Origin of the sequence: Aeromonas sp. SCS5 (assembly GCF_001887375.1) — a bacterium.
Lineage (GTDB): Bacteria > Pseudomonadota > Gammaproteobacteria > Enterobacterales > Aeromonadaceae > Aeromonas > Aeromonas jandaei.
Genome location: NZ_LFCS01000006.1, coordinates 195561 through 219382, shown reverse-complemented (window position 1 = coordinate 219382; position 23822 = coordinate 195561). Strand labels below are relative to the sequence as shown.

The window sequence follows — 23822 nt, the reverse complement described above, 5'->3', positions numbered from 1 at the left end:
GGCAATTATGGCAGCTCGACTCTGTGGGCAAAACCGCTTTTTATCGAAGGCGTGCCGGCCCGCCATTTATCCGGGTAGGGAGAGAAAACCATGGAAGGGATTTCAATCAGGCAGAAGTTGATTCTGGGTTGTGTGGTGCCTCTGCTGGCACTGTTGGCCTTGCTGGTGGGGGCAACCCAGGCGATGTCCCAGCTGATGGCAGGCATGAACGCTATGTATCAGGGGGAGGTGGTGCAACTGAAAGAGCTCAAGCACATTGCCGATCTCTACGCCGTCAACGTCATTGATGCCACCAACAAGGCCAATGTGGGCGGCTTTACGCCGGAGAAGGCGAAAGCGGCCATCATGCAGGCTCAGCATGATGTCACCCAGAGCTGGCAGAATTACCGCAACATGGCGATGGATCAGGGGGAGACGCAGGAGGCGGATCGGGTGCAGATGCTCTTCGCTGCGGCCGATCCGCAGATTGCCGCCGTATTGCAGGTGCTTGATGGCGGGCCGGACGAGGTACGCGCGAATCTTGGTGCCCGGATCATGCCCCTCTATGGTGCCATCGACCCCCTCAGCGATGCGGTCAGCGCTCTGGTGCAGTATCAGCTTACCGCTGCCGAACAGAGTATGACCGAGCTGACCCGGCTCAAGGATCGCCTCTTCCAGCTCTTTCTCCTGCTGTTTCTGATCGGGGGCGGTTGCGTGCTCTTCTTCGGCATGTGGGCCGGCCGCAGCGTGAGTCAGCCGCTGGCGGCAATGAGTCAGGTGCTGCGCGGCATGCAGGCCGAGCTCGATCTGAGCCAACAGGCGCCGGTATTGCGTAAGGACGAGATGGGGGCGCTGGCCCAATCGCTTAATCAGGTGATCAGCCACTTCCGCGGTTTGATTAACCAGATCAACGAGATGGCGGAGCACCTTGCCAAGGAGTCCGCTCGTCTTGCTCATATCGGGATGGAGAGCCGCCAGCGCTTTGCCCAGCAGCAGGCCGAGACCGATCAGAGCGCGACGGCCATGAACCAGATGAGCGCGACCGTGGCCGAGGTGGCCAACAGCTCGTCCGGGGCTGCAGATGCGGCCAGGGTGGCCGATCAGAGTGCCCGCCACGGTCATGAGGTGGTGGAAGATGCCATCCAGCACATGTCCTCCCTCTCTTCCCATATCCAGAGTACGGCGGCGATGATCACCCAGCTGGCCGATGACAGCCGCGATATCAGCAGCGTGATGGATGCCATTCGCGGCATTGCCGAGCAGACCAACCTGCTGGCGCTCAACGCCGCCATCGAAGCGGCGCGGGCCGGGGATCAGGGGCGCGGTTTTGCGGTGGTGGCGGATGAGGTGCGTACACTCTCCCAGCGTACCCAGCGCTCGACCGAAGAGATTGGCAAGACCATCGTCAAGTTGCAGCAGGGGGCGAGCGAGGCCGCCAACAGCATGATGCACGGGCTGGAGCAGGTCGAGGAGTCCAATCGCACCGTGCTCGCTTGCGGCAAGGCGCTCGGCGAGATCGTCACCTCGGTGGAGATGATCAACGAGCTCAACACCCATATCGCCACCGCCGCCGAGGAGCAGAGCAAGGTGGCCGAGGATATCACCCGCAACGTGGTCAATATCGCCCAGATTGCGACCGAGTCGACGGCAGCTGCCTCCGATATGAACCAGAGTTGTCACGAGCTGGAGCAGCTATCGAGCGATCTCAAGCTGAAGGTGGGGCAGTTCCGTTGTTAAGCCTTCATACCAATGAGCAAGGCATGAAGTAGAAGAGGCGGCCCCGGGGCCGCCTCTTTGCATTAACACTCGCTCACTACATCGAGCAGCAATTTAACTGTGGCGGGCTCAGGCCTTGGCCAGCCGGCGCTCGATGGCATCCATCAGCATGCCGGTGATGTGCACGTCGAAGGCTGCTTCAATCTCGCGAATGCAGGTCGGGCTGGTGACGTTAATCTCGGTCAGGCGGTCGCCGATGATGTCGAGGCCGACGAAGATAAGCCCTTTCTCTTTCAACGTCGGGCCCACCGCGCGGGCGATGGCCCAGTCGGCTTCGCTCAGGGGACGCGCCTCGCCACGGCCACCGGCTGCCAGATTGCCACGGGTTTCGCCTTGCGCCGGAATACGGGCCAGACAGTAGGGAACCGGCTCGCCATCCACCACCAGTACCCGCTTGTCGCCATCCTTGATGGCGGGCAGATAGGTCTGCGCCATGCAGTACTGGCTGCCGTGGGCGGTCAGGGTCTCGATAATCACGCCGACGTTGGCGTCATCTTCCTTCATGCGGAAGATGGAGGCGCCGCCCATGCCGTCCAGCGGCTTGAGGATCACGTCTTTGTGCTGGGCGTGGAAGGCGCGCAGCTTGTCGGCGCGGCGGGTTACCAGCGTGGTCGGGGTGTGCTCGGCAAACCAGGCGGTGTAGAGCTTCTCGTTGGCGTCGCGCAGGCTCTGCGGCTTGTTGACGATAAGGCAACCCTCATCCTCGGCCCGCTCCAGCATGTAGGTGGCGTAGATAAATTCGGTGTCGAACGGCGGATCCTTGCGCATCAGGATCACATCGAGGTTGGAGAGGGGCTGATCCACCACCTCGCCCAGCGTGTACCAGTCGGCGTAGTCATATTTGACGGTGAGCGGGCGCATGGTGCCAAAGGCGCGACCGGCTTCCATGTAGAGATCCTTCATCTCCAGATAGAAGAGCTCATAGCCGCGCTTTTGCGCCTCTTCGAGCATGGCAAAGCTGGAATCTTTCTTGATGTTGATGGCCGAGATGGGGTCCATCACGATGCCGAGTTTAATGGTCATCCGAATATCCTTCTTGTGGCTCGATTGCGAGTGAGATTCTTAAAACCTGTTCAAAGTCTGTCACGAGAGGTCGTCAGCAAGGTAAAGAGCAGCGCAGGAACCGGAGCGTATAGACATACGTGAGCCTCTTGGTTCCACATAAGCGAGCAGCGCATGAGCCTTGATCACGACCTCGCAGTAAGACATTGGACTGGTTTCAAGCGAGATCGCCAAAACGGCACTGCAGCGCAGTGATCGCGGTCAGGGCGGCGGTTTCGGTGCGCAGCACCCGCGGCCCCAGCAGCATCTCTTTGAAATCTTCCTGCACGGTACGGGCGATCTCGTCGCTCGACAATCCCCCTTCCGGGCCAATCAGCAGGCGCACGCCGTGCTCGGGAACGGGCAGGGTGTTGATGCTGTACTCGGCGCGCGGGTGCAGGTTGAGCTTGAGCTCCTTGGTCTCTTCCGCGAGCCAGGCGTCGAGCTCCATCGGCATACGCACCTCGGGCACCACGTTGCGGCCGCACTGTTCGCAGGCGCTGATCACCACCTTCTGCCACTGCTCGCGCTTCTTCTCCAGTCGATCGGCTGGCAGCTTGACGCCGCAGCGCTCGGAGAAGAGCGGGGTGATGCAGGTGACGCCCAGCTCCACCGATTTCTGGATGGTGAAGTCCATCTTGTCGCCGCGGCTGATCACCTGACCCAAGTGGATGGCCAGCGGTGACTCCACCGATTGGACGTCGCAGCTGTCGATGGTCACTTCCACCGACTTCTTGCCGACGCTGGCGATGGTGGCGGGATATTGATTGCCATCGCCGTTGAACAGCTCGAGCTGCTGGCCCGGCTGCATGCGCAGTACCCGGCCGATATGGTTGGCGCCGTCTTCCGACAGGGCGATGGTCTGGCCAACTTGCAGGGTGGCCGGTTCATAGATACGTGGAATGCGCATGTCTGCTAGTCAGTCTCTTGCTTGGAAACCCTTCATATCCTGCGGCGAGCAAGGCTCACGCGGCAGAAGGAAAGAGTTTCATGATAGGAGGGGCGATCCCCCTCCCTGGTCAAATGGGGTTATTGGCACTGCTTTTCAATAAAGGGATTGGTATTGCCCTGCAGCTTGCCGATGCGGCGGTTACGCTCGCACTCCCAGCCCTCTGCCGGGTACTGGCGATCCCAAGCTTCGAACAGTTTACGCTGTTGCGCTGCCAGACGCAGCCCATACTGCTCGCTCATGTAGAGGTAGGCGCGGGCGATCTGACCCCGTACCGGCCCCTTGGGCGGCTGCACCCGGCGCTCCTTGAAATCCACCAGCATCTGGCACTGGCCGTACTGATCCGGCTTGCCGTTCCAGTCGGAGAAGCGGAAGTTGGCGCGATCGCCGTTCACCTCGCCGATGGCGGGGAAGAGGTTATGCATGTCCCCCTCCATCTTGTTGAACTCCGGGCTCACCTTCTCGCAGTTCTTGCGACCGCCATCCTGCCAGCACTGCAGCTGGTGGCCAAACTCCCAGGCGGGCACCACGTGCTCCCACTCGATGCGGGCGGCGCGTTTGGGCTGCTTGCGCGGCTCATAGCCGCAGCTGGCGAGATCCGGGCTCATCTTCTTGCCCTGATAGTTGATGTCACAGCCGCAGTAGAAGGTGGTCGCGTCTGGCTGGCTGCGGTAGAGCTTGACCAGATCCTGCTTGGCTTCGCGAAAGGTCTGGGCGTGCAGAGGCGCGCTGAGCAGCGGCAAACCGGCCAGCAGGGTCAGGGCGAGGGAGGAGATGAAACGCATGGGATTCCTTGCAAACGGGATGATAGACGAACGATGGCGGGCACCCTACCACAAGAGCGCGGCACCGGCTGGCTTACTGTTCTGGCTCCGGCCGTTCCCGCTCCAGCGGCTGCTTGCAGCGTCGGCAGTGATAGCGGGCTTCGCCGCGCACCACCTTGTTGTGGCGGCGTACCGACAGCTGATGCTGCTGACAGAGGCAGCGATAGGGGATGGTGCGCTGGGCCAGAACCGCCAGATCGAAGCTGTGGGTGGTTCTGGGCTCAAGGCCGAACACCTCCCGCATCACCGATTGCCACTGGCGGCCGTGGGGTAGCACCCGCGATCTGCCGCGACCTTCCCCCCACAGTGCATAGACCAGCAGATGGGCCACCTCGTGGGGCACCACCTCATCCAGAAACGCCTGCTGGTTGGCCTGACAGAGGGCGGGATTGAAGCGCAGCTCCCAGGTTTGCAGCCGCGCCGATCCCGCCGCCCGACCACGCATGTTGCAATGGACTTGCGGGCGGGGGAAGGTGCGGCCAAGGCGCGCTTCGGCTTGTGCAAAGCAGGCATCGACGCGTGCGAGCAGCTGCTGGTGCAGGGCGGGGTCGAGGCGGGTAGGGGTGGCAGACATCGGGTTCTCGTCAAATGGCGGATAAGCAAAAGGGGAGCCAGGCTCCCCTTTTATCACAACCGTGAACCTTACAGGCCAGCGGCAGAGCGCAGCAGTTCGGCCTTGTCGGTCTGCTCCCACGGGAACTCGTTGCGACCGAAGTGACCGTAGGCAGCGGTAGCCTGGTAGATCGGGCGCTTCAGATCCAGCATCTGGATCAGGCCGTACGGGCGCAGTTCGAAGTGCTCGCGTACCAGCTTGACCAGCAGATCCTCGGCAACCTTGGCGGTACCGAAGGTTTCCACGCTGATGGAGGTCGGCTCGGCCACGCCGATGGCGTAGGAGATCTGGATTTCACAGCGATCGGCCAGACCGGCGGCAACGATGTTTTTGGCAACGTAGCGGGCGGCGTAGGCAGCAGAACGGTCAACCTTGGACGGATCCTTACCGGAGAAGGCGCCACCACCGTGACGGGCCATGCCGCCGTAGGTGTCGACGATGATCTTGCGACCGGTCAGACCGCAGTCACCCATCGGGCCGCCGATAACGAAACGGCCGGTCGGGTTGATGAAGTATTTGGTGTCCTTGTTGACCCACTCGGCCGGCAGTACCGGCTTGATGATCTCTTCGCGTACCGCTTCAACCAGATCTTTGTGGCTGATGGATTCAGCGTGCTGGGTAGAGAGAACCACGGCATCCACACCGATGATCTTGCCTGCGTCGTCGTAGGCGAAGGTCAGCTGGCTCTTGGCATCCGGACGCAGCCACGGCAGGGTGCCGTTCTTGCGCACTTCAGCCTGACGCTTCACCAGCAGGTGAGAGTAGGTGATGGGGGCGGGCATCAGCACGTCGGTTTCGTTGGTGGCGTAGCCGAACATCAGGCCCTGGTCGCCAGCGCCCTGTTCCAGCGGATCGCTGCGGTCAACACCCTGGTTGATATCCGGGGACTGCTTGCCGATGGCGTTCAGCACGGCGCAGGAGTCGGCATCGAAGCCCATGTCGGAGTGGGTGTAGCCGATTTCACGCACGGTATCGCGCACGATCTGCTCGATGTCTACCCAGGCAGAGGTGGTTACTTCACCGGCCACCATGACCATACCGGTCTTGACCAGGGTCTCGCAGGCAACGCGTGCCTTGGTATCTTGCTTGAGGATGGCGTCCAGTACCGCATCGGAGATCTGGTCCGCAATCTTGTCGGGATGGCCTTCGGAGACCGACTCGGAAGTAAACAGCTTTGCCATGATTTTAATCTCAGCTTGTCTGGGTTATCGCCACGGCAATAACCGGATGAATAGGACGGTGTAGAGGTATCTACATCTGGACGTCTATTTTAGTTAGCACCCCCCCCGATTGCCAGCACTATTTTGTCGCTGTGTCGCAAGAAGGCCACTATTGGCTCCTTACTATCCCCAAGGGGATGGAAATCAAACGTTTGCGGTTGTTCTGTCTGGTCAAACGCCGCCAAGAAAAGCGATTGTCCTCCCAAAGCGGCTTTATTCGTCCAGATAACATTTGCACGCCGCGCGCCCTGCTGGGACAATAACGCGCCTTACATCTTGGCCATCAAATGAAGCAATCGCAGGAGATACAGATGCCTTCTCGTAAAGAGCTTGCCAATGCCGTTCGTGCATTGAGTATGGATGCCGTTCAAAAAGCCAACTCCGGTCACCCGGGCGCCCCCATGGGAATGGCGGATATCGCCGAAGTATTGTGGCGCAGCCACCTCAGACATAACCCGAACAACCCCAAGTGGGCCGACCGCGACCGTTTCATCCTCTCCAACGGCCACGGCTCCATGCTGCTGTACTCCCTGCTGCACCTCTCCGGTTATGACCTCTCCATCGACGATCTGAAAAACTTCCGCCAGCTGCACTCTCGCACCCCGGGTCACCCGGAGTACGGTTACGCGCCGGGCGTTGAAACCACCACTGGCCCGCTGGGTCAGGGCATCACCAACGCCGTTGGTATGGCGATCGCCGAGAAGGCCATGGCTGACCAGTTCAACCAGCCGGGTCACGACATCGTTGACCACTACACCTACGCCTTCATGGGCGACGGCTGCCTGATGGAAGGTATCTCCCACGAGGCTTGCTCTCTGGCCGGTACCCTGCAACTGGGCAAACTGATCGCGTTCTGGGATGACAACGGCATCTCCATCGACGGTCACGTAGAAGGCTGGTTCACCGACGACACCGTCAAGCGCTTCGAAGCCTACGGCTGGCACGTTATCCCGGCTGTTGACGGCCACAACCCGGAAGCGATCAACGCTGCCATCGAAGCCGCCAAGGCCGAGACCGGCAAGCCGACCCTGATCTGCTGCCGCACCATCATCGGTTACGGTTCCCCGAACAAATCCGGTTCTCACGACTGCCACGGTTCACCGCTGGGCAACGACGAGATCGCCGCTGCTCGCGCCTTCCTGAAGTGGGACCACGCCCCGTTCGTTATCCCGGCCGACATCGCTGCCGAGTGGAACGGTCAGGAGAAGGGCGCCAAACTGGAAGCCGACTGGGCTGCCAAGTTCGCCGCCTATGAAGCAGCTCACCCGACTCTGGCTGCCGAATTCAAGCGCCGCACCGCAGGCGAACTGCCGGCCAACTGGGCTGCTGAATCCGCCAAGATCATCGAAACCCTGCAAGCCAACCCGGCCAAGATCGCAACCCGTAAAGCGTCCCAAAACGCACTGGAAGCGTTCGGCAAGCTGCTGCCGGAATTCATGGGTGGCTCCGCTGACCTGGCTCCGTCCAACCTGACCATGTGGTCCGGTTCCAAGTCCCTGACCAATGACGATGCCTCCGGCAACTACATCCACTACGGTGTCCGCGAGTTCGGCATGTCCGCCATCATGAACGGTATCGCCCTGCACGGTGGTTTCATCCCCTACGGCGCCACCTTCCTGATGTTCATGGAGTATGCCCGCAACGCCCTGCGCATGGCCGCTCTGATGAAGCAGCGTTCCATCTTTGTTTACACCCACGACTCCATCGGTCTGGGTGAAGATGGCCCGACTCACCAGCCGGTTGAGCAGATCGCCTCCCTGCGTCTGACTCCGAACATGAGCACCTGGCGTCCGTGTGACCAGGTTGAATCTGCCATCGCCTGGAAACACGCCATCGAGCGTACCGACGGCCCGACCTCTCTGATCTTCTCTCGTCAGAACCTGGCCCAGATGGACCGTACTGCCCAGCAGCTGGCCGACACCGCCAAGGGTGGTTACGTGCTGAAGGATTGCGCCGGTACTCCGGAGCTGATCCTGATCGCCACCGGTTCCGAAGTGGAACTGGCCGTTGCCGCCTATGAGCAGCTGACTGCCAAGGGCCGTGCCGTGCGCGTGGTCTCTCTGCCGTCTACCGACGTGTTCGATGCCCAGTCTGCCGAGTACAAAGAGTCCGTCCTGCCGTCCTCCGTCACCAAGCGCGTAGCCATCGAAGCCGGCATCGCCGACTACTGGTACAAGTACGTCGGTTTCGGCGGCAAGATCATCGGTATGACCACCTTCGGTGAGTCCGCACCTGCCGAGCTGCTGTTTAAGGAATTCGGCTTTACCGTGGAAAACGTGGTTGCGACCGCTGAATCCCTGTAATAGCTAATTGCTGTGTATAGAACTGAAAAGCGCCTCCTTCGGGAGGCGCTTTTTTATTTTTTAAAGATGGGGAGTAAGGCGCATGAATAAAAGACTTAATCGACATACGGAAGCCTTTGCTCGTTGGAAGGAGCAAACACAAGAAACCTTCGAATTTTCTATATTAATTTGCCATGCTGTGCCAACACTAAAAAGAAATATCAGACTTTTTGAAAAGGGAATAATTGATGAGTTAACAGCTCCAGATCATTATGGTGCAAGAGAAGCTCCTGATGATGCTCAAAGAGAGAGAAGTAAGGAACAATTAAAGGAAATTAGTGTTGGTTATAAAGCAAAATTATCTAAGTACATACTTATTAGTAATTTTAGCTTCTTTGAGGCTTACGTTCTTGATGTTATAAAAGAAATGTTAACCTTTCATGGAGGAATAGATGAGTTTATTAAAAAAGCAAAAGCTAGGGGCTATCAAAACGCAATAAATGATGAGGTTGAAGAAACGAGGAAAAAAATTAGAATCCCAAGTAGATCGAAAAATCCTCAACGGTACTTTGAAGCGACAAGGGAGTTGGAGAGCATAAAATACCGTTTTCCTAGTGACATGTTTGGCAGTTATGGTGCTCAAATGTTCATGCAAAAACTCTCTAATATGAAATCAGCCGATATTCCATCAGTTCTGAAAGATGGTCTGCATATGGTTATTCCTGATGATGTTGTTGACTCATACCATAACACTCGTGAGATTAGAAATAAAATTGCGCATGGTAAACCAGTAGAACTGTCAATAAAACAGGTGACGGAGATGAGTAAGCTGTTAAAAAGTATTGCGTTACAGCTAGATCAGCATCTTCTTCGATATTTCTTTATTTCGGAAAATTATCGAAGAAATTAGTGATTGTGATTGAGTTGGCCCGCAGGTTCGATTAGCGAAGCGTCATCGGACGTTCGCGTTCTTTTAGACTGTGCCATAAAAATAATGCCCTTCCTGTTACCAAAAAAGAGACCGGCATATAGCCGGTCTCTTTTTTATTTCTGCAACCCTTACGCCTGCGGCGGGGTACTTTCCGCGTTGGATATCACCGCACTCACCTCAACCAAGTCTGCTATGTGCCTTATTTATCTGATGACAAGGGCGCCATGGTTAATACCAGCTTGCCGATATGACGGCCTGAATCCAGCAAATGGTGAGCGGCAGCGGCCTCATCCAGCGGGAAGGTCTGGTAAACCTGCGGTTTGACCTCGCCGCGTTCGATAAATGGCCAGACATGAGTTTGCAGCTGGGCAATCAGCTCGGCTTTTTCCTGCGGAGTACGCGAGCGCAGGGTGGAGCCGATATGGGTCAGCCGCTTTTGCAGCATGGGAAACAGATCCAGATTGGGGGCGGCGCCCGCAATAATGCCGATCTGGACTATGCGGCCATTGATGGCGGCCGCCGCATAGTTGCGCGCGACATACTCCCCGCCAATGATATCGAGAATGATGTCGGCGCCATGGCCATCGGTGGCGGCATGCACTGCCTCGACAAAATCCTCCTCCTTGTAGAGCACGGCCACATCCGCGCCCAGCTTGATGCTAGCGGCCTGCTGCTCGGGTGAGCCGACCGTGGTGATGATTTTGGCGGCGCCAAATGCCTTGGCCAGCATGGTGGCGGTCGTGCCGATACCGGAGGCACCGCCATGGATCAAGATAATGTCCCCTTTTTTAAACTGACCCCGTTCAAACATATTTGACCAGACCGTCATAAAGGTTTCCGGCAGCGCCGCGGCTTCGACAAAGCTCAATCCGGGCGGCAGGGGCAGGACATTGCCCTGGTGGGCGACGCTGTACTCGGCATAGCCGCCACCCGAAATCAGCGCTGCGACCTTGTCGCCAATCTTGAGATGGGTCACCTGCTCCCCCTTGGCGACCACGACCCCGGCGACCTCCAGCCCGGGAATATCCGATGCCCCTGCCGGAGGCGGGTAGAGCCCCTTGCGCTGCATCACATCCGGCCCATTGATGCCGGTCGCATAGTGCCGGATCAAAACCTCATCGGGCTTGGGCGCTGGTGTGGCGCGGGTGGTCAGTTGCAAGACATCGGGGCCACCTGGCTGGGTAATTTCTACCGCGCTCATGGTGGCGGGAATGGAATAGGCGTTATGCATCAGCGGCTCCTGTAACGAGGTGATATGAGGTTCCCCGAGTGGGATGAGCACCAAGATAGTGGAGATTGCTGATGAATAAACGCAGTATTATCCCTCACCTGTAATGCAAAAATGCATTCCAACCGGGAGTCGTGATGAACTGGGATGATGCGAAAATTTTTCTGGCGTTGCATCGGGAAGGTAGCCTGAGGGGCGCCGCCCGTGTGGTCGGGGTCGATCAGGCCACCATTGGCAGACGGATTGCCGCACTGGAGCATCGTCTGGCGGCCACGCTGTTTCTCCGCACATCCAAAGGGTATGTGCTGACCCATGTCGGGGAGATCGTGCTGGCCAGCGCCCAGCAGATGGAGCTGGCGGCCATTGATTTTGTGCGGGCGGCGCAAGGGGTCGACAACCGTCTGGTTGGGGAGGTCAGCGTGGCGACCACAGACACCCTGGGGATGGATTTCCTGATACCGGCTCTGACCGAGCTGCATCAGCGTTATCCCGATATCAGGGTCATCCTCAATACCTCGACCCAGGTGGTCAATCTGTCTCTGCGGGAAGCGGATATCGCGATCCGGACGGTGAAGCCGGACAATCCCGACCTGATTATTCGCAAGCTGGCCTCCTGGCCGGTCGGGTTGTATGCCTCCGCCGACTATCTGGCTCGCCATGGCATTCCCGAAGCGGGCACCGGTTTTGCGGGCCATTCGCTGGTGGTGTATGAGCCCCACTGGCAGAGCGCGCGATCCCCCATGATGCTCGAAGAGGCGGCCGAGGGGGCCACGGTCGCCGCGGGGGTCAATACCAGCCTGATGCTGCGTCAGGCCCTGTTGATGGGGTTGGGGCTTGGCGAGGTGGCGGTTCCGCTCGCCGAGCAAGCCGGGTTGATGCGGGTCTGGCCCGAGCGGCAGTTACAGCAATCCTACGATGTGTGGCTGGTGACCCATCAGGATGTGCAACATGCTGCGCGGGTTAGGGCGGTCATGGATGCCATCGTCAGGGCATTTGCCGCAGTGGCCTAAGTCTGGCGGGCGCTCTGTTCAGGTTTTGTCGCAGCGCTGTCACATCCCTTGCCATAGTCATGGCGGTTGAGGGAAAACCCTCATTTACTTGGTCTCTGACAGTCAATACTGTGAGACCGAGTCCACCACTACTGGAGCCTGACCCATGACCGACATGCTTGTTGACGATAAACAACCGACCCCGGATCCGGCAGAGCAGAATGCCTTCTTCCCGTCGCCCTACTCCCTGAGCCAGTTCACCTCGCGCAAATCTGACCTTGCCGGGGCCGACTATCCCGCTCCCTATCGGGAGGGGCGCTGGAAGATCCTGCTGATCGGGGCCGATGAGCGTTATCTGCCCACCGACAACGGCACCCTGTTTTCCACCGGCAACCATCCGGTCGAAACCCTGCTGCCCATGTATCACCTCGACAAGGCGGGCTTTGCCTTTGATGTGGCCACCCTCTCCGGCAATCCGGTCAAGTTCGAGTGGTGGGCCATGCCCGGCGAAGACGAAGAGGTGCTGGGGCTCTACGGCAAATATCAGGCGCAGTTCCGCCAACCGGCCAAGCTGGCCGATCTGCTGAAAGAGGCGCTGGCCGCCGACTCCGACTATATCGGCGTCTTTATTCCCGGCGGCCACGGCGCCCTGATGGGGCTGCCGGAGAGTGCCGAGGTGAAAGCGCTGCTGGAGTGGGCGATGGCCAACGATCGCTTCATCATCTCCCTCTGTCACGGGCCGGCGGCGTTGCTGGCGGTGGCCAATCCAGAGACCTTCGCGGGCTACAAGATCTGCGCCTTCCCCGACGAGCTGGATGCCCAGACCCCGGCAATTGGCTATATGCCGGGCCACCTCACCTGGAAGTTTGGCGAGAAGCTCAAAGAGATTGGCTTCGAGATCGTCAACAACGGCATCTCGGGAGAAGTGTGCCGGGATCGCAATCTGCTGACCGGTGACAGCCCGCTGGCGGGCAATAACCTCGGCAAGCTGGCCGCCACCACCTTGCTGGAGGCGGTTGCCAAACGATGAGGTTGTCGTCATCGCCAGCGAATGCGCTGCAGGTCGCGGTGGCGCTGGAAGGGTGCCAGCGGCTGGAGGAGATCCAGCAACTGGTGCGCGCCTTTGCCACTCCGCTGGGGTATCACCGCTTTGCGCTTTTCTCCATCAGCGCCAGCGAGGAGGGGGTGGTCGAGCATCTCTACTGGCTGGAGGGGGAGTGGCTGGAGAGCGGCGAGGCGGTCGACCTGCATGCCTATATGCGCGAGTGCCCGATGGCGATGCATATCAGGGAGCGAGACCAGCCCTTCTTCTGGAGCAAAACGATTGGCGCTGCTGGCGAGCAGTACCGTATCGTTCGCCATCCTGAGGGGCCGGGCCGACATGGCTTGCAGGTACCCGTCTATGGGCCGTTGGGACTGGAGGGTGCGATGAGCTTTGGCGGCGATCAGATCGATGCCAGTGCCCACACTCGGGTTGGCCTTGCGCTGATCGCGGCGGCGGCTTTTCATGCAGCTCGTCGCCTGATGGAGATGCCGGTAGCGGGTCACGAGCGTGGCCTCACTGGGCGCGAGCGCGAAGTGCTGGAGTGGGTCTCCCGGGGTTGGCGCCATGCCGACATCGCCACCACCCTGAAGCTCTCGGTGCGTACGGTCGAGAACCATCTGCGCAGTGCCCGCCGTCGACTCGGTGTGGCCACCACCGCGGAGGCGGTCAGAGTGGCGATCAGGAACCGCGATATTGAGGGCTGAGGGGCTACCCCTTTGTCTGGCATGTAAAAAGAGACCGGCATATAGCCGGTCTCTTTGTTATTTCCGCAAACCTTACACCTGCGGCGGGGTACTTTCCGCATTGGACATCACTGCATCCATCTGGATGCGTGCGCCGGCGGGCAATTCGCGCACCGCGATCACGGTGCGGGCCGGCAGGTAGGCCGGGAAGTATTTGGTATAGATGGCATCCACCTCGGCCAGATCCGCGATATTGGCGAGCTGGATATTGACCTTGACGATATCGTCCATCACATGGCCGATGCTCTCCACAATCGCCTTGATATGGTTGAGACACTGGGCGGTCTGCTCCCGCACGCAACCGGTCAGGATCTTGCCGGTGGCCAGATCAACCGGCAGCTGACCGGCGATATGGTTGTAGTGGGAGAAGGCGACGGTCTGGGTGTGCAGCGGGCTGCGCGGTGCCTTGTCGGTATTGCGCGGGCGGATCACCAGATTGTGTCTGTCTTCCACCAGTTGCGGCGGGGTGCCGTCACCGTGGGAGATCACTGCATCCATCTGCACCAGCGCACCCATGGGCAGGGCGGAGGCGGCAATCACGCTGCGGGCCGGCATATAGGCAGCGGCGCGGGCAATGGCTGAGTCGGGGAAGAAGGTGGTGTAGACCTCGTTGACGGCATCCAGATCGGCCAGATTGGTCAGGTAGACGGTCACCTTGACGATATCGTCGAAGGGCACGTCGATCCCCTCCAGCACCGCCTTGATGTTGTGCAGACACTGGGCCGCCTGCTCGCGAATGCCGCCGCCAATCAGGGCGCCGGATGCGGGCTCAACCGGCAGCTGGGCACCGATATTGTTGTAGTGGGAGAAGGCGACGGTCTGGGTGGAGAGCGGGTCTTGCGGCGCACGGGCACTGTTGCGGGCGAGCTTCACCAGCGGGCACGGAGCTTGCGGGAAGGTGCCTTCGCCGTTGGAGATGAGCGCATCCATCTGCACTTTGGCGTGCAGCGGCAGACCCGCCACGGCCAGCACGGTGCGGGTCGGCAGATTGCGCGGGAAGAACTCGCGATAGACCTCGTTGACCGCCTCGAGGTCAGCCATCTCTTGCAGGAAGAGGGTCACTTTCACCACGTCGTCCATCACATGGTCGATGCTCTCGACGATGGCCTTGATATTGGTGAGGCACTGTCTGGCCTGCGCCTTGATATCACCCTCGATCAGGGCGCCGCTCTTCGGGTCGACCGGCAGCTGGGCGGAGATATTGTTGTAGTGGGAGAAGGCCACGCTCTGGGTATAGGGGCCGATATGCTGCGGAGCATTGGGGGTATTGCGGGCCGACTTGATAATAGTGCCACTCATTGGGATACACCTCGTTGTAATCATCGTTATTGGGGTCAGGGGTTCCTCCCGCCAGCGACAAAAAATGTGGGCAGAGCGCGGCGATATAACGCGCCCGGCAACCATTGCGGCACCAGAGGGGGAGAGGGTTCAGACAAGCGCGATTCTATGAACCGCAAAATAGCGATGCAAACCGGGATCGCGTTTCTATGAGATGGCTCAACGCCCTGAAATATATCTCCGGTGCGGATCAATTCAGGGATGATAAGAAGCATCTGGCGGCCATTTTTAGCGCCCTGCAGGGCGAGGCCCGCGCCGACGGTATTGGCGCCAGAAATAGGGGGGGCTGGCACTCAGGATAATTTCAAATTATTCAGGCTTGCTGGCAGCGCATTCATTTTTTGCCGCATAAATATCTATTTTTGCATTTTTATAAGCACTATCTGGCAGAGCAAAAATATGGTAACCGCGGGATATTCAGGCCCCTGCAAAGATGTAACGGGAATATAATTCAGCGCTTTTGCATGGGGCCGGTGAAAAGGCTTTCCGGATATCCCGTGGCACGCCGCTGCAAGGAGCCCACCGCATCAGCCTTATGCCATGAATTTTCAGCAGCGCCGAGCCGGGCAAACGGGCTCGTTCAGACTCCCTTCACCCCTGCATGTCAGGATCGGCCACCTGCCCTGACTCCGGTTTCCCGATCGGTTGTTGTCAGGGCTCCCCGCTATTTTTGCACCAGTGAAATGGTGTCTCTGTTCTTTGTTACTCAAGTGAAACAATTTGAGCCTGCCATCGGGCGCACAACCCTGTGTTGTTGTGGCAGGCTTCCCCTCTGGTTTTGCCCGTGATGACGATGCAAGAGTTATGACTGTGCAGCGTTATGACAGTGCAAAGAGAGGAGAGGGCTTATTTATCGCGGCCAGCGGGCCGGATACAACGGAAGGATGTAGATGATCAGGATCGAGAAGATCGACGCCTCGAACTGCTTCGAGGTGTGCGAGCTGACAACCAACAAGGACGGGGTGGGCACCCTGTTCGAGCAGTATCTCTGCTGCAATGCCATCTCGCTGGTGGAGGCGGCCTACTTCCCGGGCTTTGAACCCAGGGCAATTTATCGCGGAGAGGAGCTGGTGGGTTTTGTCATGTACAAGGGGGGTGATGCGCCGGGCGACATGGTCGAGATCTTCCGCTTTATGCTGGATGCCCGCTTTATGGGGCAGGGGCTGGGGCGGCAGGTCTTTGGCGAGCTGCTGGCCCACTTTGGCCGCGAGGGGTATCGGGAAGTGCTGCTGATGATCGACGAGGATAACCGGATTGCCAAAGAGCTTTACGCCTCGTTCGGTTTTCGCTTTACCGGCAAGATCGAGAAGGATGAGCACTACTACAGCCTCAATATCGAGGGGCTGCATTAACTGGCGCAGGTGAATCGAAGAGGGGGAACAAGCCTGCCAGCCGCGGGCTGACAGGCGATAGCAAGGCCGGGTATGGGCCCGTCAGCCCGCCGGATAGAGGGCGCCGAGCACCGCCGGACGGCTGGCGCCGGTGACGGCGGGCAGGTTGCCGGGTTTGCGCTTGATAAAGCGCTCCGCCAGCCAGGCAAAGGCTGCCCCTTCCATCCAGTCGGGAGCAATCCCCAGTTCGGCGGTGTTGGCGATGCGCCAGCCGGGCAGCAGGCTGGCCAGCTCCGCCAGCAGCGGGGTGTTGTAGGCGCCGCCGCCGCAGACAAAGAGCTCGGTCTTGGGCTGGCTGGCGCCGAACGCCTCGGGAGTCGCAGGCAGCTGGCGGGCGATGCTGTGGCAGGTGAGCGCCTGCAGGGTGCGCTGCACATCCGCCGGAACATAGGGGCGGCCAGCCAGCTCACCATCGAGCCACGCCAGGGTGAACATCTCCCGTCCGGTGCTCTTGGGATGGGGGGCGGCGAAGTAGGGGTGGGCCAAGAGCTGCTCCAGCAACTCGGGGATGAGCTGGCCGCTGGCTGCCCACTGGCCGCCGGCATCATAGCCGGCCCCCTTGGGGTGATGGCGGCGATACCAGCCATCGAGCAGGGTGTTGGCCGGGCCGGTATCGAAGCCATAGACCCCGTTGGCGTGACCCGGCAGCACCGAGATATTGGCGATGCCGCCGAGGTTCAGCACTACCCGCAATGCACCGGGGCGGGCAAAGAAGGCTTGATGGAAGGCGGGCACCAGCGGCGCCCCCTGACCGCCGAGGGCCATGTCCATGGTACGAAAGTCGGCGATGACGTCGATGCCGGTCAGCGCCGCCAGCAGGGCCGCGTTGCCGATCTGCAGGGTAAAGCCAAGCTGGGGGCGGTGGCGGATGGTCTGGCCGTGGCTGCCGATGGCGCGAATATCGGCGGGCGTGAGCCCCGTCTTGGCCAGCAGGGCGTGGGTGGCGGCGGCAAATTCGCGCGCCACCAGATTGTCAGCCACTCCCATGCGATCGATCTCGTTGTCGCTCGGCGTGCAGAGCTCATGCAGCTCGTGGGCGGTGGGCCAGGGGTGGCTGAGGGCCGCCTCGACCCGCAGTTGATCCCCGTCGATCACCACCAGTACGGCGTCGATGCCGTCCATGCTGGTGCCTGACATCAATCCGATATAGCGTTCAGCCATTGGCTCTCCTCACTCGCTGGTCGGGATAGTCCGCTTCCCGACACCGATGCAGCATGGCGCCAAGCCATGCGCAGGCAAAATAAAAAGGGCTGACGGGGCAGCTACCCCGCCAGCCCTGAAGGCTTTAGTTGCCGCGACTCTCCCGCTTGTTCTGGGCCAGCTGCAGCTCGGGGCTGTCGAGCTTGGCCAGTTGCGGTGTCGCCAGTTTTCTGAAGTTGGCCAGCTCGCGTCCGCTCAGGGACTCCGCCTGCGGCAGGTTGAGGGTGCGCGGGTTCTTGTGTACGCCGCCCACCACAAATTCATAGTGCAGGTGCGGCCCGGTGACGCGACCGGTGCCCCCCAACAGGCCGATGGTCTGCCCCTGCTTGACCCGCTGCCCCTTGTTGACGGTGCGTTTGGAGAGGTGCAGGTACTTGGTCACATAGTTGCCGGCATGCTTGATAAAGACGTAGTTGCCGTTGAACTGGTTGTAACCCGCCGCCACCACGTTGCCGGAGCCCGCCGCCATGATGGGGGTGCCCACCGGCGCCACATAGTCGATGCCGTTGTGGGGGCGGATCTTGCCGGTCACCGGATGGAGGCGGCGCGGGTTGAAGTTGGAGCTGATGTATTTGAAGTTGACCGGCGCACGCAGGAAGCTCTTGCGCATCGCTTTGCCTTCCGGGGTGTAGTAGTTGCCATCTTCATTGAGCACGGCGCGGTAGGCGGTGCCCTGGTTGACGAACTCGGCGGCCAGAATATCGCCGGAGGCAACCCGCTCGTCATCGCGGAACTTGTCTTCGTAGACCACCCGGAAGCTGTCGCCCGGCTGCAAGTCCTGAGCAAAGTCGATGTCCCAGCCGAAGATGGCGGCCAAGTCCATGATCTGATCCTCGGTCATGCCCGCCTCGACGGCGGAGCTCCAGAAGCTGGAGCGGATCTCCCCCTTGGTCACCTGTTCACGGGTGTCGAGGGCGATCTTGACGCTGCGGGCGACGAAAGTGTCATCCTTGCGGCTCACCTTGAGCGCCTGTTCGAGACTGTGGGGGTAGTAGAGGCTGTGCAGCTGGCCATCTTCGGTCAGCTTGAAGGTGAGCTCCTGCCCCGGCTGCAACATGCGCAGCGGGTTGCTGTCATCGAGCTGGTCGATCAGGTGCAGATCCGTGGTGCTGAGCCCCAGACGCTGGAAGATCACCCCCATGTTGTCGCCGCGGCGCACCTTCACATGTTTGGTGACATAGCTCGGCTTGGGCGGGGTGGCCGGTTGCACGGCATCTGCGGTGATGTCGTCCTGGGGCAGATTGTCGTCGCTGTTCTCTTCCTGTTGCTGTCGCAGGGCAATCTCGTTGCCGTTTTCATCGACCCGGGTGGCGACCGCCTGCTCGCTGGGCCAGGCCGCCAGCATCATGATCATGATGCTCAAAATCAGCACCATCTTGCGGTGCCAGTGAGGGAGAGAGTTGAAGGCGTGCCAAATAACCATGAGATGCAGATGAAGTCGGGCAGAATGGACGGATTTTACAGCCTTTCCAATTGGCCCGCCATTCCAGTAATATGTTTGGCCCTGTGGAATCGTGATGGAGAGTCAAAAAATGTCCCAGCTCGAGGTGGCGCTAGCCGAGATCAAGCGCGGAGCGGAAGAAATTCTGGTTGAAGAGGAACTGGTTGCCAAGTTGAAGGAAGGGCGCCCGCTGCGCATCAAGCTGGGCATGGACCCGACGGCCCCCGACATTCACCTGGGTCACACCGTGATCCTCAACAAGCTGAAAACCTTCCAGGATCTGGGCCATGAAGTGATCCTGCTGATCGGTGACTTCACTGCCATGGTGGGTGACCCCTCCGGCAAGAACGCCACCCGTCCGCCGCTCTCCGAAGAGGCGATCAAGCACAACGCCCTCACCTATGCCGAGCAGGCGTTCAAGATCCTCGATCCGGCCAAGACCCGCATCGAGTACAACTCCAGCTGGCTGAGCGAGCTGGGTGCGACCGGCATGATCAAGCTGGCGGCCAAGCAGACCGTGGCCCGCATGATGGAGCGCGATGACTTCAAGAAGCGCTACAGCAACGGCCAGTCCATCGCGATTCACGAATTCCTCTATCCGCTGCTGCAAGGCTATGACTCGGTCGCGCTGAAGGCGGACGTTGAGCTGGGCGGTACCGACCAGAAGTTCAACCTGCTGATGGGCCGCGAGCTGCAAAAAGATGCCGGCATGGCGACCCAGTGCGTGCTGATGATGCCGCTGCTGGTGGGTCTGGACGGCGTCAAGAAGATGTCCAAGTCCGCAGGCAACTACATCGGCGTCCATGACGCTCCGGGCGAGATGTTCGGCAAGATCATGTCCATCACCGACGATCTGATGTGGAACTACTACGAGCTGCTCTCCTTCCGTCCGCTGGCTGAAATCGAAGAGTTCAAGGCGGGCATCGCTGCCGGCACTCTCAACCCGCGCGACGTGAAGATCTGGCTGGCCAAAGAGATCATCGCCCGTTATCACGACGAAGCGGCGGCCGAAGCGGCCCACGAAGATTTCACCCAGCGCTTCTCCAAGAACGCCATTCCGGACGAAATGCCGGAAGTCGAGCTGGCTCTCGAAGGCGAAGGTCTGGCCATTGCCAACCTGCTGAAAGATGCCGATCTGGTGGCCACCACCTCCGAAGCGCTGCGGATGATCAAGCAGGGCGCGGTCAAGGTTGATGGCGAGAAGCTGGAAGATGGCAAGGCTCTCATCGGTGCCGGTACCGCCGTCTATCAGGTCGGCAAGCGCAAGTTCGCCCGCGTGACCGTCAAGTAAACCGCGACCGTCAAGCAAGGCATCAAGATTGCCGTAAAAGGCCTCCTTCGGGAGGCCTTTTTTGTATCTGGGCGATAAAGCGGCGCAACACGGCGCTGCCGGGGTGGGGGCGGGTAGCGAGGCTGATGGCGGTCATCAGGCCGCTGCCGGCGATGGGGTGATAGCTCACCCCGACCGGGCGCAACGCCGCCACCGAGCTTGGCACCAGGGTCACGCCAAAGCCCGCCTGCACCATGCCGACGGTGGAGATCACCTGCGGGCAGACGGGGCCGAGCTGCGGCTCGAATCCCGCCTCCCGGCAGAGGGCCATGATGCCGTCGTGAAGGCCCGGGCCAATCTCGCGGGGGAAGAGGATAAAGCTCTCATCGCGCAGGCTGGCGAGGGCGATGGGGCCGAGCTTGGCCTTGGGGTGGCTGGTGGGCAGGGCGATCAGCAGCGGCTCCTGCTCGATGAGGTGGTGATCCAGCCCCTGACTGCCGCTGCAGGGGAGGCGCAGGATGGCGGCATCGAGCCGGTCGTGGCGCAGCGCCTCCACCAGTGCCGGCATGGTGCCCTCCTGCGGGGTGAGCGCCACCTCGGGGTAGCGTTCGCGATAGTCGTGCAGCAGGGTCAACACCGCGGGGTGGAGCACGGTAGATCCGGCAAAGCCGATGCGCAGCGCCCCCTGCTCGCCGCGGGCGATCCGCTTCACCTTCTGTTTGGCGGCATCGGCCAGCGTCAGGATCTGGGTGGCATCCCGATAGAGGCTCGCGCCCGCCTCGGTAAGCTCGACGCCGCGAGTCAGGCGGCGCAGCAGCGGCGTGCCGAGGCTCTCTTCCAGCTTGCGGATCTGCTGGCTCAGGGGCGGCTGGGCCATGTTGAGCACCTCGGCTGCCCGGGTGAAGTTCTGTTTGTCGACGACCGCCATGAAGTAGCGCAGGGTTCGCAGTTCCATATCGAAAGAGTCTCAAAGTCGCGGGATCGGTGTATTGGCGTTGAAATGTGATCTGGGTCACCATTGAATCCGAACGCTAACAGGATTCAGGCCGGAGGTGAAACCCGAATGGAACGTATTGCAACATCTGACAGTGCCGGATGCGCGTGTGCCCTCGAAGTGAGCCAGCAGTTTTCCCGCTGGCGCAGGCAGCACGATGGCGGCGAGATCTACCAAAGCTCTTTGATGAGCGCCCTGCTGGCGGGGGTCTACGAAGGGGAGACCACCATGAGCGAGCTGCTGCGCCACGGCGACTTTGGTCTCGGTACCTTCAACCACCTCGATGGCGAGCTGATCGCCTTCGAGCGCCAGATCCACCAGTTGCGCTCCGATGGCTCGGCCCGGCCCGCCCGCGCCGATCAGAAGACCCCCTTTGCTGTGATGACCCACTTTCGCCCCTGTCTGGAGCGTCGCTTCGACCATCCCCTCAGCCGCGATGAAATTCACCAGTGGGTCGACCGGCTGGTGGGATCCGACAACGTCTTCGTCGCCATGCGACTCGACGGCCAGTTCGAGTCGGCCAAGGTGCGCACCGTGCCGCGTCAGGAGCCGCCCTATCGCCCCATGCTGGAGGCCATCGAGCAGCAGCCGCTGTTCCGCTTTGCCGCGGTGGCGGGGACTTTGGTGGGCTTTCGCTGCCCGCCGTTTGTGCAGGGGATCAATGTGGCGGGCTTTCACGAGCACATGATCACCGCCGATCGCAGCGGCGGCGGTCATCTGCTCGACTACACCATGGCCCACGGCACCCTGCGTCTCTCCGTGGTGCGTCATCTCAATCTGGCCCTGCCATCGGATCCCGCTTTCCGGCAGGCCGACCTCAACCCCGCCGATCTCGATCGCGCCATTCAGGCCGCAGAAGGCTGATATAGAAGGAGCAATATCATGGAAAACAGACAGTGGAAGTGCGGTGCCGAGCTGGTGGTGCGCCATCTGGAGGCGCAGGGGGTCAAGCAGGTGTTCGGTATTCCCGGTGCCAAGATTGACCGGGTGTTCGATGCGCTGGAGGACTCCCCCATCGAGACCATAGTGGTGCGCCACGAGGCCAACGCTGCCTTTATGGCCGCCGCAGTGGGGCGCCTGACCGGCAAGGCGGGGGTGGCGCTGGTCACCTCGGGCCCCGGTTGCTCCAACCTTATTACCGGGCTGGCGACCGCCACCTCGGAGGGGGACCCCATGGTGGCGCTGGGCGGTGCAGTGCGCCGCGCCGACTGCCTCAAGCTCACCCACCAGAGCATGGATACGGTCAACCTCTGCCGTCCGGTGACCAAGTTCAGCGCTCAGGTCAACAGTGGGGCCGCCCTCTCCGAGGTGATGGCCAACGCTTTTCGTGCCGCCGAGTTTGGCCGCCCGGGGGCTGCCTTTGTCAGCCTGCCGATGGATATCATCAACAAGCCGGTGCAGGGGGAGGTGCTGGTGCCGCGCGAGATGCCGGAGCCCGGCGCCGCCGACGAGGCGAGCATGACCCAGGCGCTCGAGCTCATTCGCGAGGCGGACAATCCGGTGGTGCTGCTCGGCCTGATGGCGAGCCGGCCGGAGAACGCCGAGGCGGTGCGCGCCTTCCTCGACAAGGCGCGGCTGCCGGTGACCGGTACTTATCAGGCGGCCGGGGTGGTCGACAGCTGCCACTTCGATGATTTCGCCGGGCGGGTGGGGCTGTTCAACAACCAGCCGGGGGATCAGCTGCTGGCAGGGGCCGATCTGGTGATCGCCATCGGCTACAGCCCCATCGAATACGACCCCGTGCTGTGGAATGGCGACCGGGTGCGCCGCATCCTCCATATCGATGTGCTGCCCGCCGATATCGACAGTTGCTACTGCCCGGCGGCGGAGCTGCTGGGGTCGATCCGCGCCAACCTGCTGCAACTGACCCGTCGCATGGGGTCGCCCAAGCTGCGCATCCCCGAGGTGGATCGCCTGCTGCAAGGGGTGCGTCAGCAGCGGCTGCGGCTGGCGATGCGGGCCGACGATCTGCACGGCACGCCGGTACACCCGCTGCGGATCGTGCGCGAGCTGCAGGATCTGGTACGCGATGACATGACCCTCTGCGTCGACATGGGCAGCTTCCATATCTGGATCGCTCGCTACCTTTACAGTTTCCGCGCCCGTCAGGTGCTTATCTCCAACGGTCAGCAGACCATGGGGGTCGCCCTGCCGTGGGCCATCGGCGCCGCGCTGGTGCGGCCGGGGGAGAAGGTGATCTCGGTATCGGGGGATGGCAGCTTCATGCAGTCGAGCATGGAGTTGGAGACGGCGGTGCGGCTCAAGAGCAATATCGTCCACATCATCTGGGTCGATAACGGCTACAACATGGTGGCGATCCAGGAGCAGCAGAAGTATTGCCGTACCTCCGGCGTGTCGTTCGGTGCCATCGACTTCAAGCGCTACGCCGAGTCGTTCGGGGCGGCCGGTTTTGCGGTGCGCTCGGCCGACGAGCTGCGCGCCACCCTGCGTGCCGCGCTGGCGGTGGAGGGGCCGGCCGTGGTGGCCATTCCGGTGGATTACAGCGACAACCCCGGGTTGATGGCCCAGCTCAGACCGGAAGTGATGGCTTGAGTTGGCTCGGGCAGT

Annotated in this window: 20 protein-coding genes; 10 read left to right on the top strand and 10 right to left on the bottom strand. The window is 60.8% G+C overall.

The window, feature by feature from the left end; genetic code table 11:
* The first annotated feature begins 90 nt into the window (after nt 1–90).
* Nucleotides 91–1716, top strand: a complete 1626-nt coding sequence (locus BS300_RS08810) for a methyl-accepting chemotaxis protein (protein ID WP_071912223.1) — start codon at nt 91–93, stop codon at nt 1714–1716.
* A gap of 108 nt (nt 1717–1824) precedes the next feature.
* Here BS300_RS08810 and gshB read toward each other — a convergent pair whose 3' ends face one another.
* The 5 genes from gshB to metK form a co-directional block, all read right to left on the bottom strand.
* On the bottom strand, nt 1825–2778 hold the full coding sequence (gshB, locus tag BS300_RS08805; RefSeq protein ID WP_033116072.1) for a glutathione synthase: 954 nt from the start codon (nt 2776–2778) through the stop codon (nt 1825–1827).
* A gap of 196 nt (nt 2779–2974) precedes the next feature.
* Nucleotides 2975–3706 (bottom strand): 16S rRNA (uracil(1498)-N(3))-methyltransferase, encoded by a 732-nt coding sequence (gene rsmE / locus BS300_RS08800; RefSeq protein WP_005343824.1) that lies wholly within the window; start codon nt 3704–3706, stop codon nt 2975–2977.
* A gap of 119 nt (nt 3707–3825) precedes the next feature.
* Nucleotides 3826–4530: an endonuclease gene (locus BS300_RS08795; RefSeq protein WP_043849340.1), complete on the bottom strand. Its 705-nt coding sequence runs from the start codon at nt 4528–4530 to the stop codon at nt 3826–3828.
* A gap of 73 nt (nt 4531–4603) precedes the next feature.
* On the bottom strand, nt 4604–5143 hold the full coding sequence (locus BS300_RS08790) for a SprT family zinc-dependent metalloprotease (protein WP_071912221.1): 540 nt from the start codon (nt 5141–5143) through the stop codon (nt 4604–4606).
* 68 nt (nt 5144–5211) lie between these two features.
* A complete protein-coding gene (gene metK, locus BS300_RS08785) occupies nt 5212–6363 on the bottom strand; it encodes a methionine adenosyltransferase (RefSeq protein ID WP_041208104.1) in 1152 nt (383 codons plus the stop codon).
* A 350-nt stretch (nt 6364–6713) separates the two neighbouring features.
* On the opposite strand from metK, the gene tkt reads away from it, so the two are divergent.
* Entirely contained in the window at nt 6714–8705 is a 1992-nt protein-coding gene (tkt, locus tag BS300_RS08775) for a transketolase (protein WP_083593451.1), read from the top strand.
* Between the two features lie 82 nt (nt 8706–8787).
* Complete coding sequence (locus tag BS300_RS08770) at nt 8788–9594, top strand: HEPN domain-containing protein (RefSeq protein WP_071912217.1); 807 nt, start codon at nt 8788–8790, stop codon at nt 9592–9594.
* Between the two features lie 220 nt (nt 9595–9814).
* Here the strand turns inward: BS300_RS08770 and BS300_RS08765 are convergent, their stop codons facing one another.
* Complete coding sequence (locus tag BS300_RS08765; RefSeq protein ID WP_071912215.1) at nt 9815–10846, bottom strand: NAD(P)H-quinone oxidoreductase; 1032 nt, start codon at nt 10844–10846, stop codon at nt 9815–9817.
* Nucleotides 10847–10980: 134 nt separating this feature from the next.
* Between BS300_RS08765 and BS300_RS08760 the strand changes: the two genes are divergently transcribed.
* The 3 genes from BS300_RS08760 to BS300_RS08750 all read left to right on the top strand — a co-directional run bounded on the left by BS300_RS08760 (nt 10981) and on the right by BS300_RS08750 (nt 13581).
* Complete coding sequence (locus tag BS300_RS08760; RefSeq protein ID WP_071912213.1) at nt 10981–11853, top strand: LysR family transcriptional regulator; 873 nt, start codon at nt 10981–10983, stop codon at nt 11851–11853.
* Nucleotides 11854–11998: 145 nt separating this feature from the next.
* Entirely contained in the window at nt 11999–12862 is an 864-nt protein-coding gene (gene hchA / locus BS300_RS08755; RefSeq protein ID WP_041208110.1) for a glyoxalase III HchA, read from the top strand.
* On the top strand, nt 12859–13581 hold the full coding sequence (locus BS300_RS08750; protein WP_083593449.1) for a PA1136 family autoinducer-binding transcriptional regulator: 723 nt from the start codon (nt 12859–12861) through the stop codon (nt 13579–13581). The genes hchA and BS300_RS08750 overlap by 4 nt, the downstream gene beginning before the upstream one ends.
* 72 nt (nt 13582–13653) lie before the next feature.
* Here BS300_RS08750 and BS300_RS08745 read toward each other — a convergent pair whose 3' ends face one another.
* A complete protein-coding gene (locus BS300_RS08745; protein WP_071912209.1) occupies nt 13654–14919 on the bottom strand; it encodes a RidA family protein in 1266 nt (421 codons plus the stop codon).
* A gap of 929 nt (nt 14920–15848) precedes the next feature.
* Between BS300_RS08745 and BS300_RS08740 the strand changes: the two genes are divergently transcribed.
* A complete protein-coding gene (locus BS300_RS08740) occupies nt 15849–16310 on the top strand; it encodes a GNAT family N-acetyltransferase (RefSeq protein ID WP_071912207.1) in 462 nt (153 codons plus the stop codon).
* An 81-nt stretch (nt 16311–16391) separates the two neighbouring features.
* On the opposite strand, the gene BS300_RS08735 is transcribed toward BS300_RS08740, so the two are convergent.
* Nucleotides 16392–17510: an anhydro-N-acetylmuramic acid kinase gene (locus BS300_RS08735; protein WP_071912205.1), complete on the bottom strand. Its 1119-nt coding sequence runs from the start codon at nt 17508–17510 to the stop codon at nt 16392–16394.
* Nucleotides 17511–17634: 124 nt separating this feature from the next.
* Complete coding sequence (locus BS300_RS08730; RefSeq protein WP_042032862.1) at nt 17635–18972, bottom strand: peptidoglycan DD-metalloendopeptidase family protein; 1338 nt, start codon at nt 18970–18972, stop codon at nt 17635–17637.
* A 109-nt stretch (nt 18973–19081) separates the two neighbouring features.
* Here BS300_RS08730 and tyrS point away from each other — a divergent pair, with 109 nt between their 5' ends.
* Nucleotides 19082–20281 carry a tyrosine--tRNA ligase gene (gene tyrS / locus BS300_RS08725; RefSeq protein ID WP_041208119.1) on the top strand — a complete coding sequence of 400 codons (1200 nt, stop codon included), beginning with the start codon at nt 19082–19084 and terminating at the stop codon, nt 20279–20281.
* A gap of 22 nt (nt 20282–20303) precedes the next feature.
* On the opposite strand, the gene BS300_RS08720 is transcribed toward tyrS, so the two are convergent.
* Nucleotides 20304–21215: a LysR family transcriptional regulator gene (locus BS300_RS08720; protein WP_071912202.1), complete on the bottom strand. Its 912-nt coding sequence runs from the start codon at nt 21213–21215 to the stop codon at nt 20304–20306.
* Nucleotides 21216–21323: 108 nt separating this feature from the next.
* Here BS300_RS08720 and budA point away from each other — a divergent pair, with 108 nt between their 5' ends.
* Both budA and alsS read left to right on the top strand, forming a co-directional pair.
* A complete protein-coding gene (gene budA / locus BS300_RS08715; protein WP_041208120.1) occupies nt 21324–22118 on the top strand; it encodes an acetolactate decarboxylase in 795 nt (264 codons plus the stop codon).
* An 18-nt stretch (nt 22119–22136) separates the two neighbouring features.
* The gene (gene alsS, locus BS300_RS08710; RefSeq protein WP_042032863.1) at nt 22137–23807 is read left to right on the top strand and encodes an acetolactate synthase AlsS; all 1671 of its coding nucleotides are present in this window, start codon (nt 22137–22139) and stop codon (nt 23805–23807) included.
* Nucleotides 23808–23822 lie beyond the last annotated feature (15 nt).

Excerpts from the sequence above, each read along its gene's own strand:
- BS300_RS08810 (WP_071912223.1), top strand. The coding sequence starts at position 91 with ATGGAAGGGATTTCAATCAGGCAGAAGTTGATTCTGGGTTGTGTGGTG.
- gshB (WP_033116072.1), bottom strand. The coding sequence starts at position 2,778 with ATGACCATTAAACTCGGCATCGTGATGGACCCCATCTCGGCCATCAAC.
- rsmE (WP_005343824.1), bottom strand. The coding sequence starts at position 3,706 with ATGCGCATTCCACGTATCTATGAACCGGCCACCCTGCAAGTTGGCCAG.
- BS300_RS08795 (WP_043849340.1), bottom strand. The coding sequence starts at position 4,530 with ATGCGTTTCATCTCCTCCCTCGCCCTGACCCTGCTGGCCGGTTTGCCG.
- BS300_RS08790 (WP_071912221.1), bottom strand. The coding sequence starts at position 5,143 with ATGTCTGCCACCCCTACCCGCCTCGACCCCGCCCTGCACCAGCAGCTG.
- metK (WP_041208104.1), bottom strand. The coding sequence starts at position 6,363 with ATGGCAAAGCTGTTTACTTCCGAGTCGGTCTCCGAAGGCCATCCCGAC.
- tkt (WP_083593451.1), top strand. The coding sequence starts at position 6,714 with ATGCCTTCTCGTAAAGAGCTTGCCAATGCCGTTCGTGCATTGAGTATG.
- BS300_RS08770 (WP_071912217.1), top strand. The coding sequence starts at position 8,788 with ATGAATAAAAGACTTAATCGACATACGGAAGCCTTTGCTCGTTGGAAG.
- BS300_RS08765 (WP_071912215.1), bottom strand. The coding sequence starts at position 10,846 with ATGCATAACGCCTATTCCATTCCCGCCACCATGAGCGCGGTAGAAATT.
- BS300_RS08760 (WP_071912213.1), top strand. The coding sequence starts at position 10,981 with ATGAACTGGGATGATGCGAAAATTTTTCTGGCGTTGCATCGGGAAGGT.
- hchA (WP_041208110.1), top strand. The coding sequence starts at position 11,999 with ATGACCGACATGCTTGTTGACGATAAACAACCGACCCCGGATCCGGCA.
- BS300_RS08750 (WP_083593449.1), top strand. The coding sequence starts at position 12,859 with ATGAGGTTGTCGTCATCGCCAGCGAATGCGCTGCAGGTCGCGGTGGCG.
- BS300_RS08745 (WP_071912209.1), bottom strand. The coding sequence starts at position 14,919 with ATGAGTGGCACTATTATCAAGTCGGCCCGCAATACCCCCAATGCTCCG.
- BS300_RS08740 (WP_071912207.1), top strand. The coding sequence starts at position 15,849 with ATGATCAGGATCGAGAAGATCGACGCCTCGAACTGCTTCGAGGTGTGC.
- BS300_RS08735 (WP_071912205.1), bottom strand. The coding sequence starts at position 17,510 with ATGGCTGAACGCTATATCGGATTGATGTCAGGCACCAGCATGGACGGC.
- BS300_RS08730 (WP_042032862.1), bottom strand. The coding sequence starts at position 18,972 with ATGGTTATTTGGCACGCCTTCAACTCTCTCCCTCACTGGCACCGCAAG.
- tyrS (WP_041208119.1), top strand. The coding sequence starts at position 19,082 with ATGTCCCAGCTCGAGGTGGCGCTAGCCGAGATCAAGCGCGGAGCGGAA.
- BS300_RS08720 (WP_071912202.1), bottom strand. The coding sequence starts at position 21,215 with ATGGAACTGCGAACCCTGCGCTACTTCATGGCGGTCGTCGACAAACAG.
- budA (WP_041208120.1), top strand. The coding sequence starts at position 21,324 with ATGGAACGTATTGCAACATCTGACAGTGCCGGATGCGCGTGTGCCCTC.
- alsS (WP_042032863.1), top strand. The coding sequence starts at position 22,137 with ATGGAAAACAGACAGTGGAAGTGCGGTGCCGAGCTGGTGGTGCGCCAT.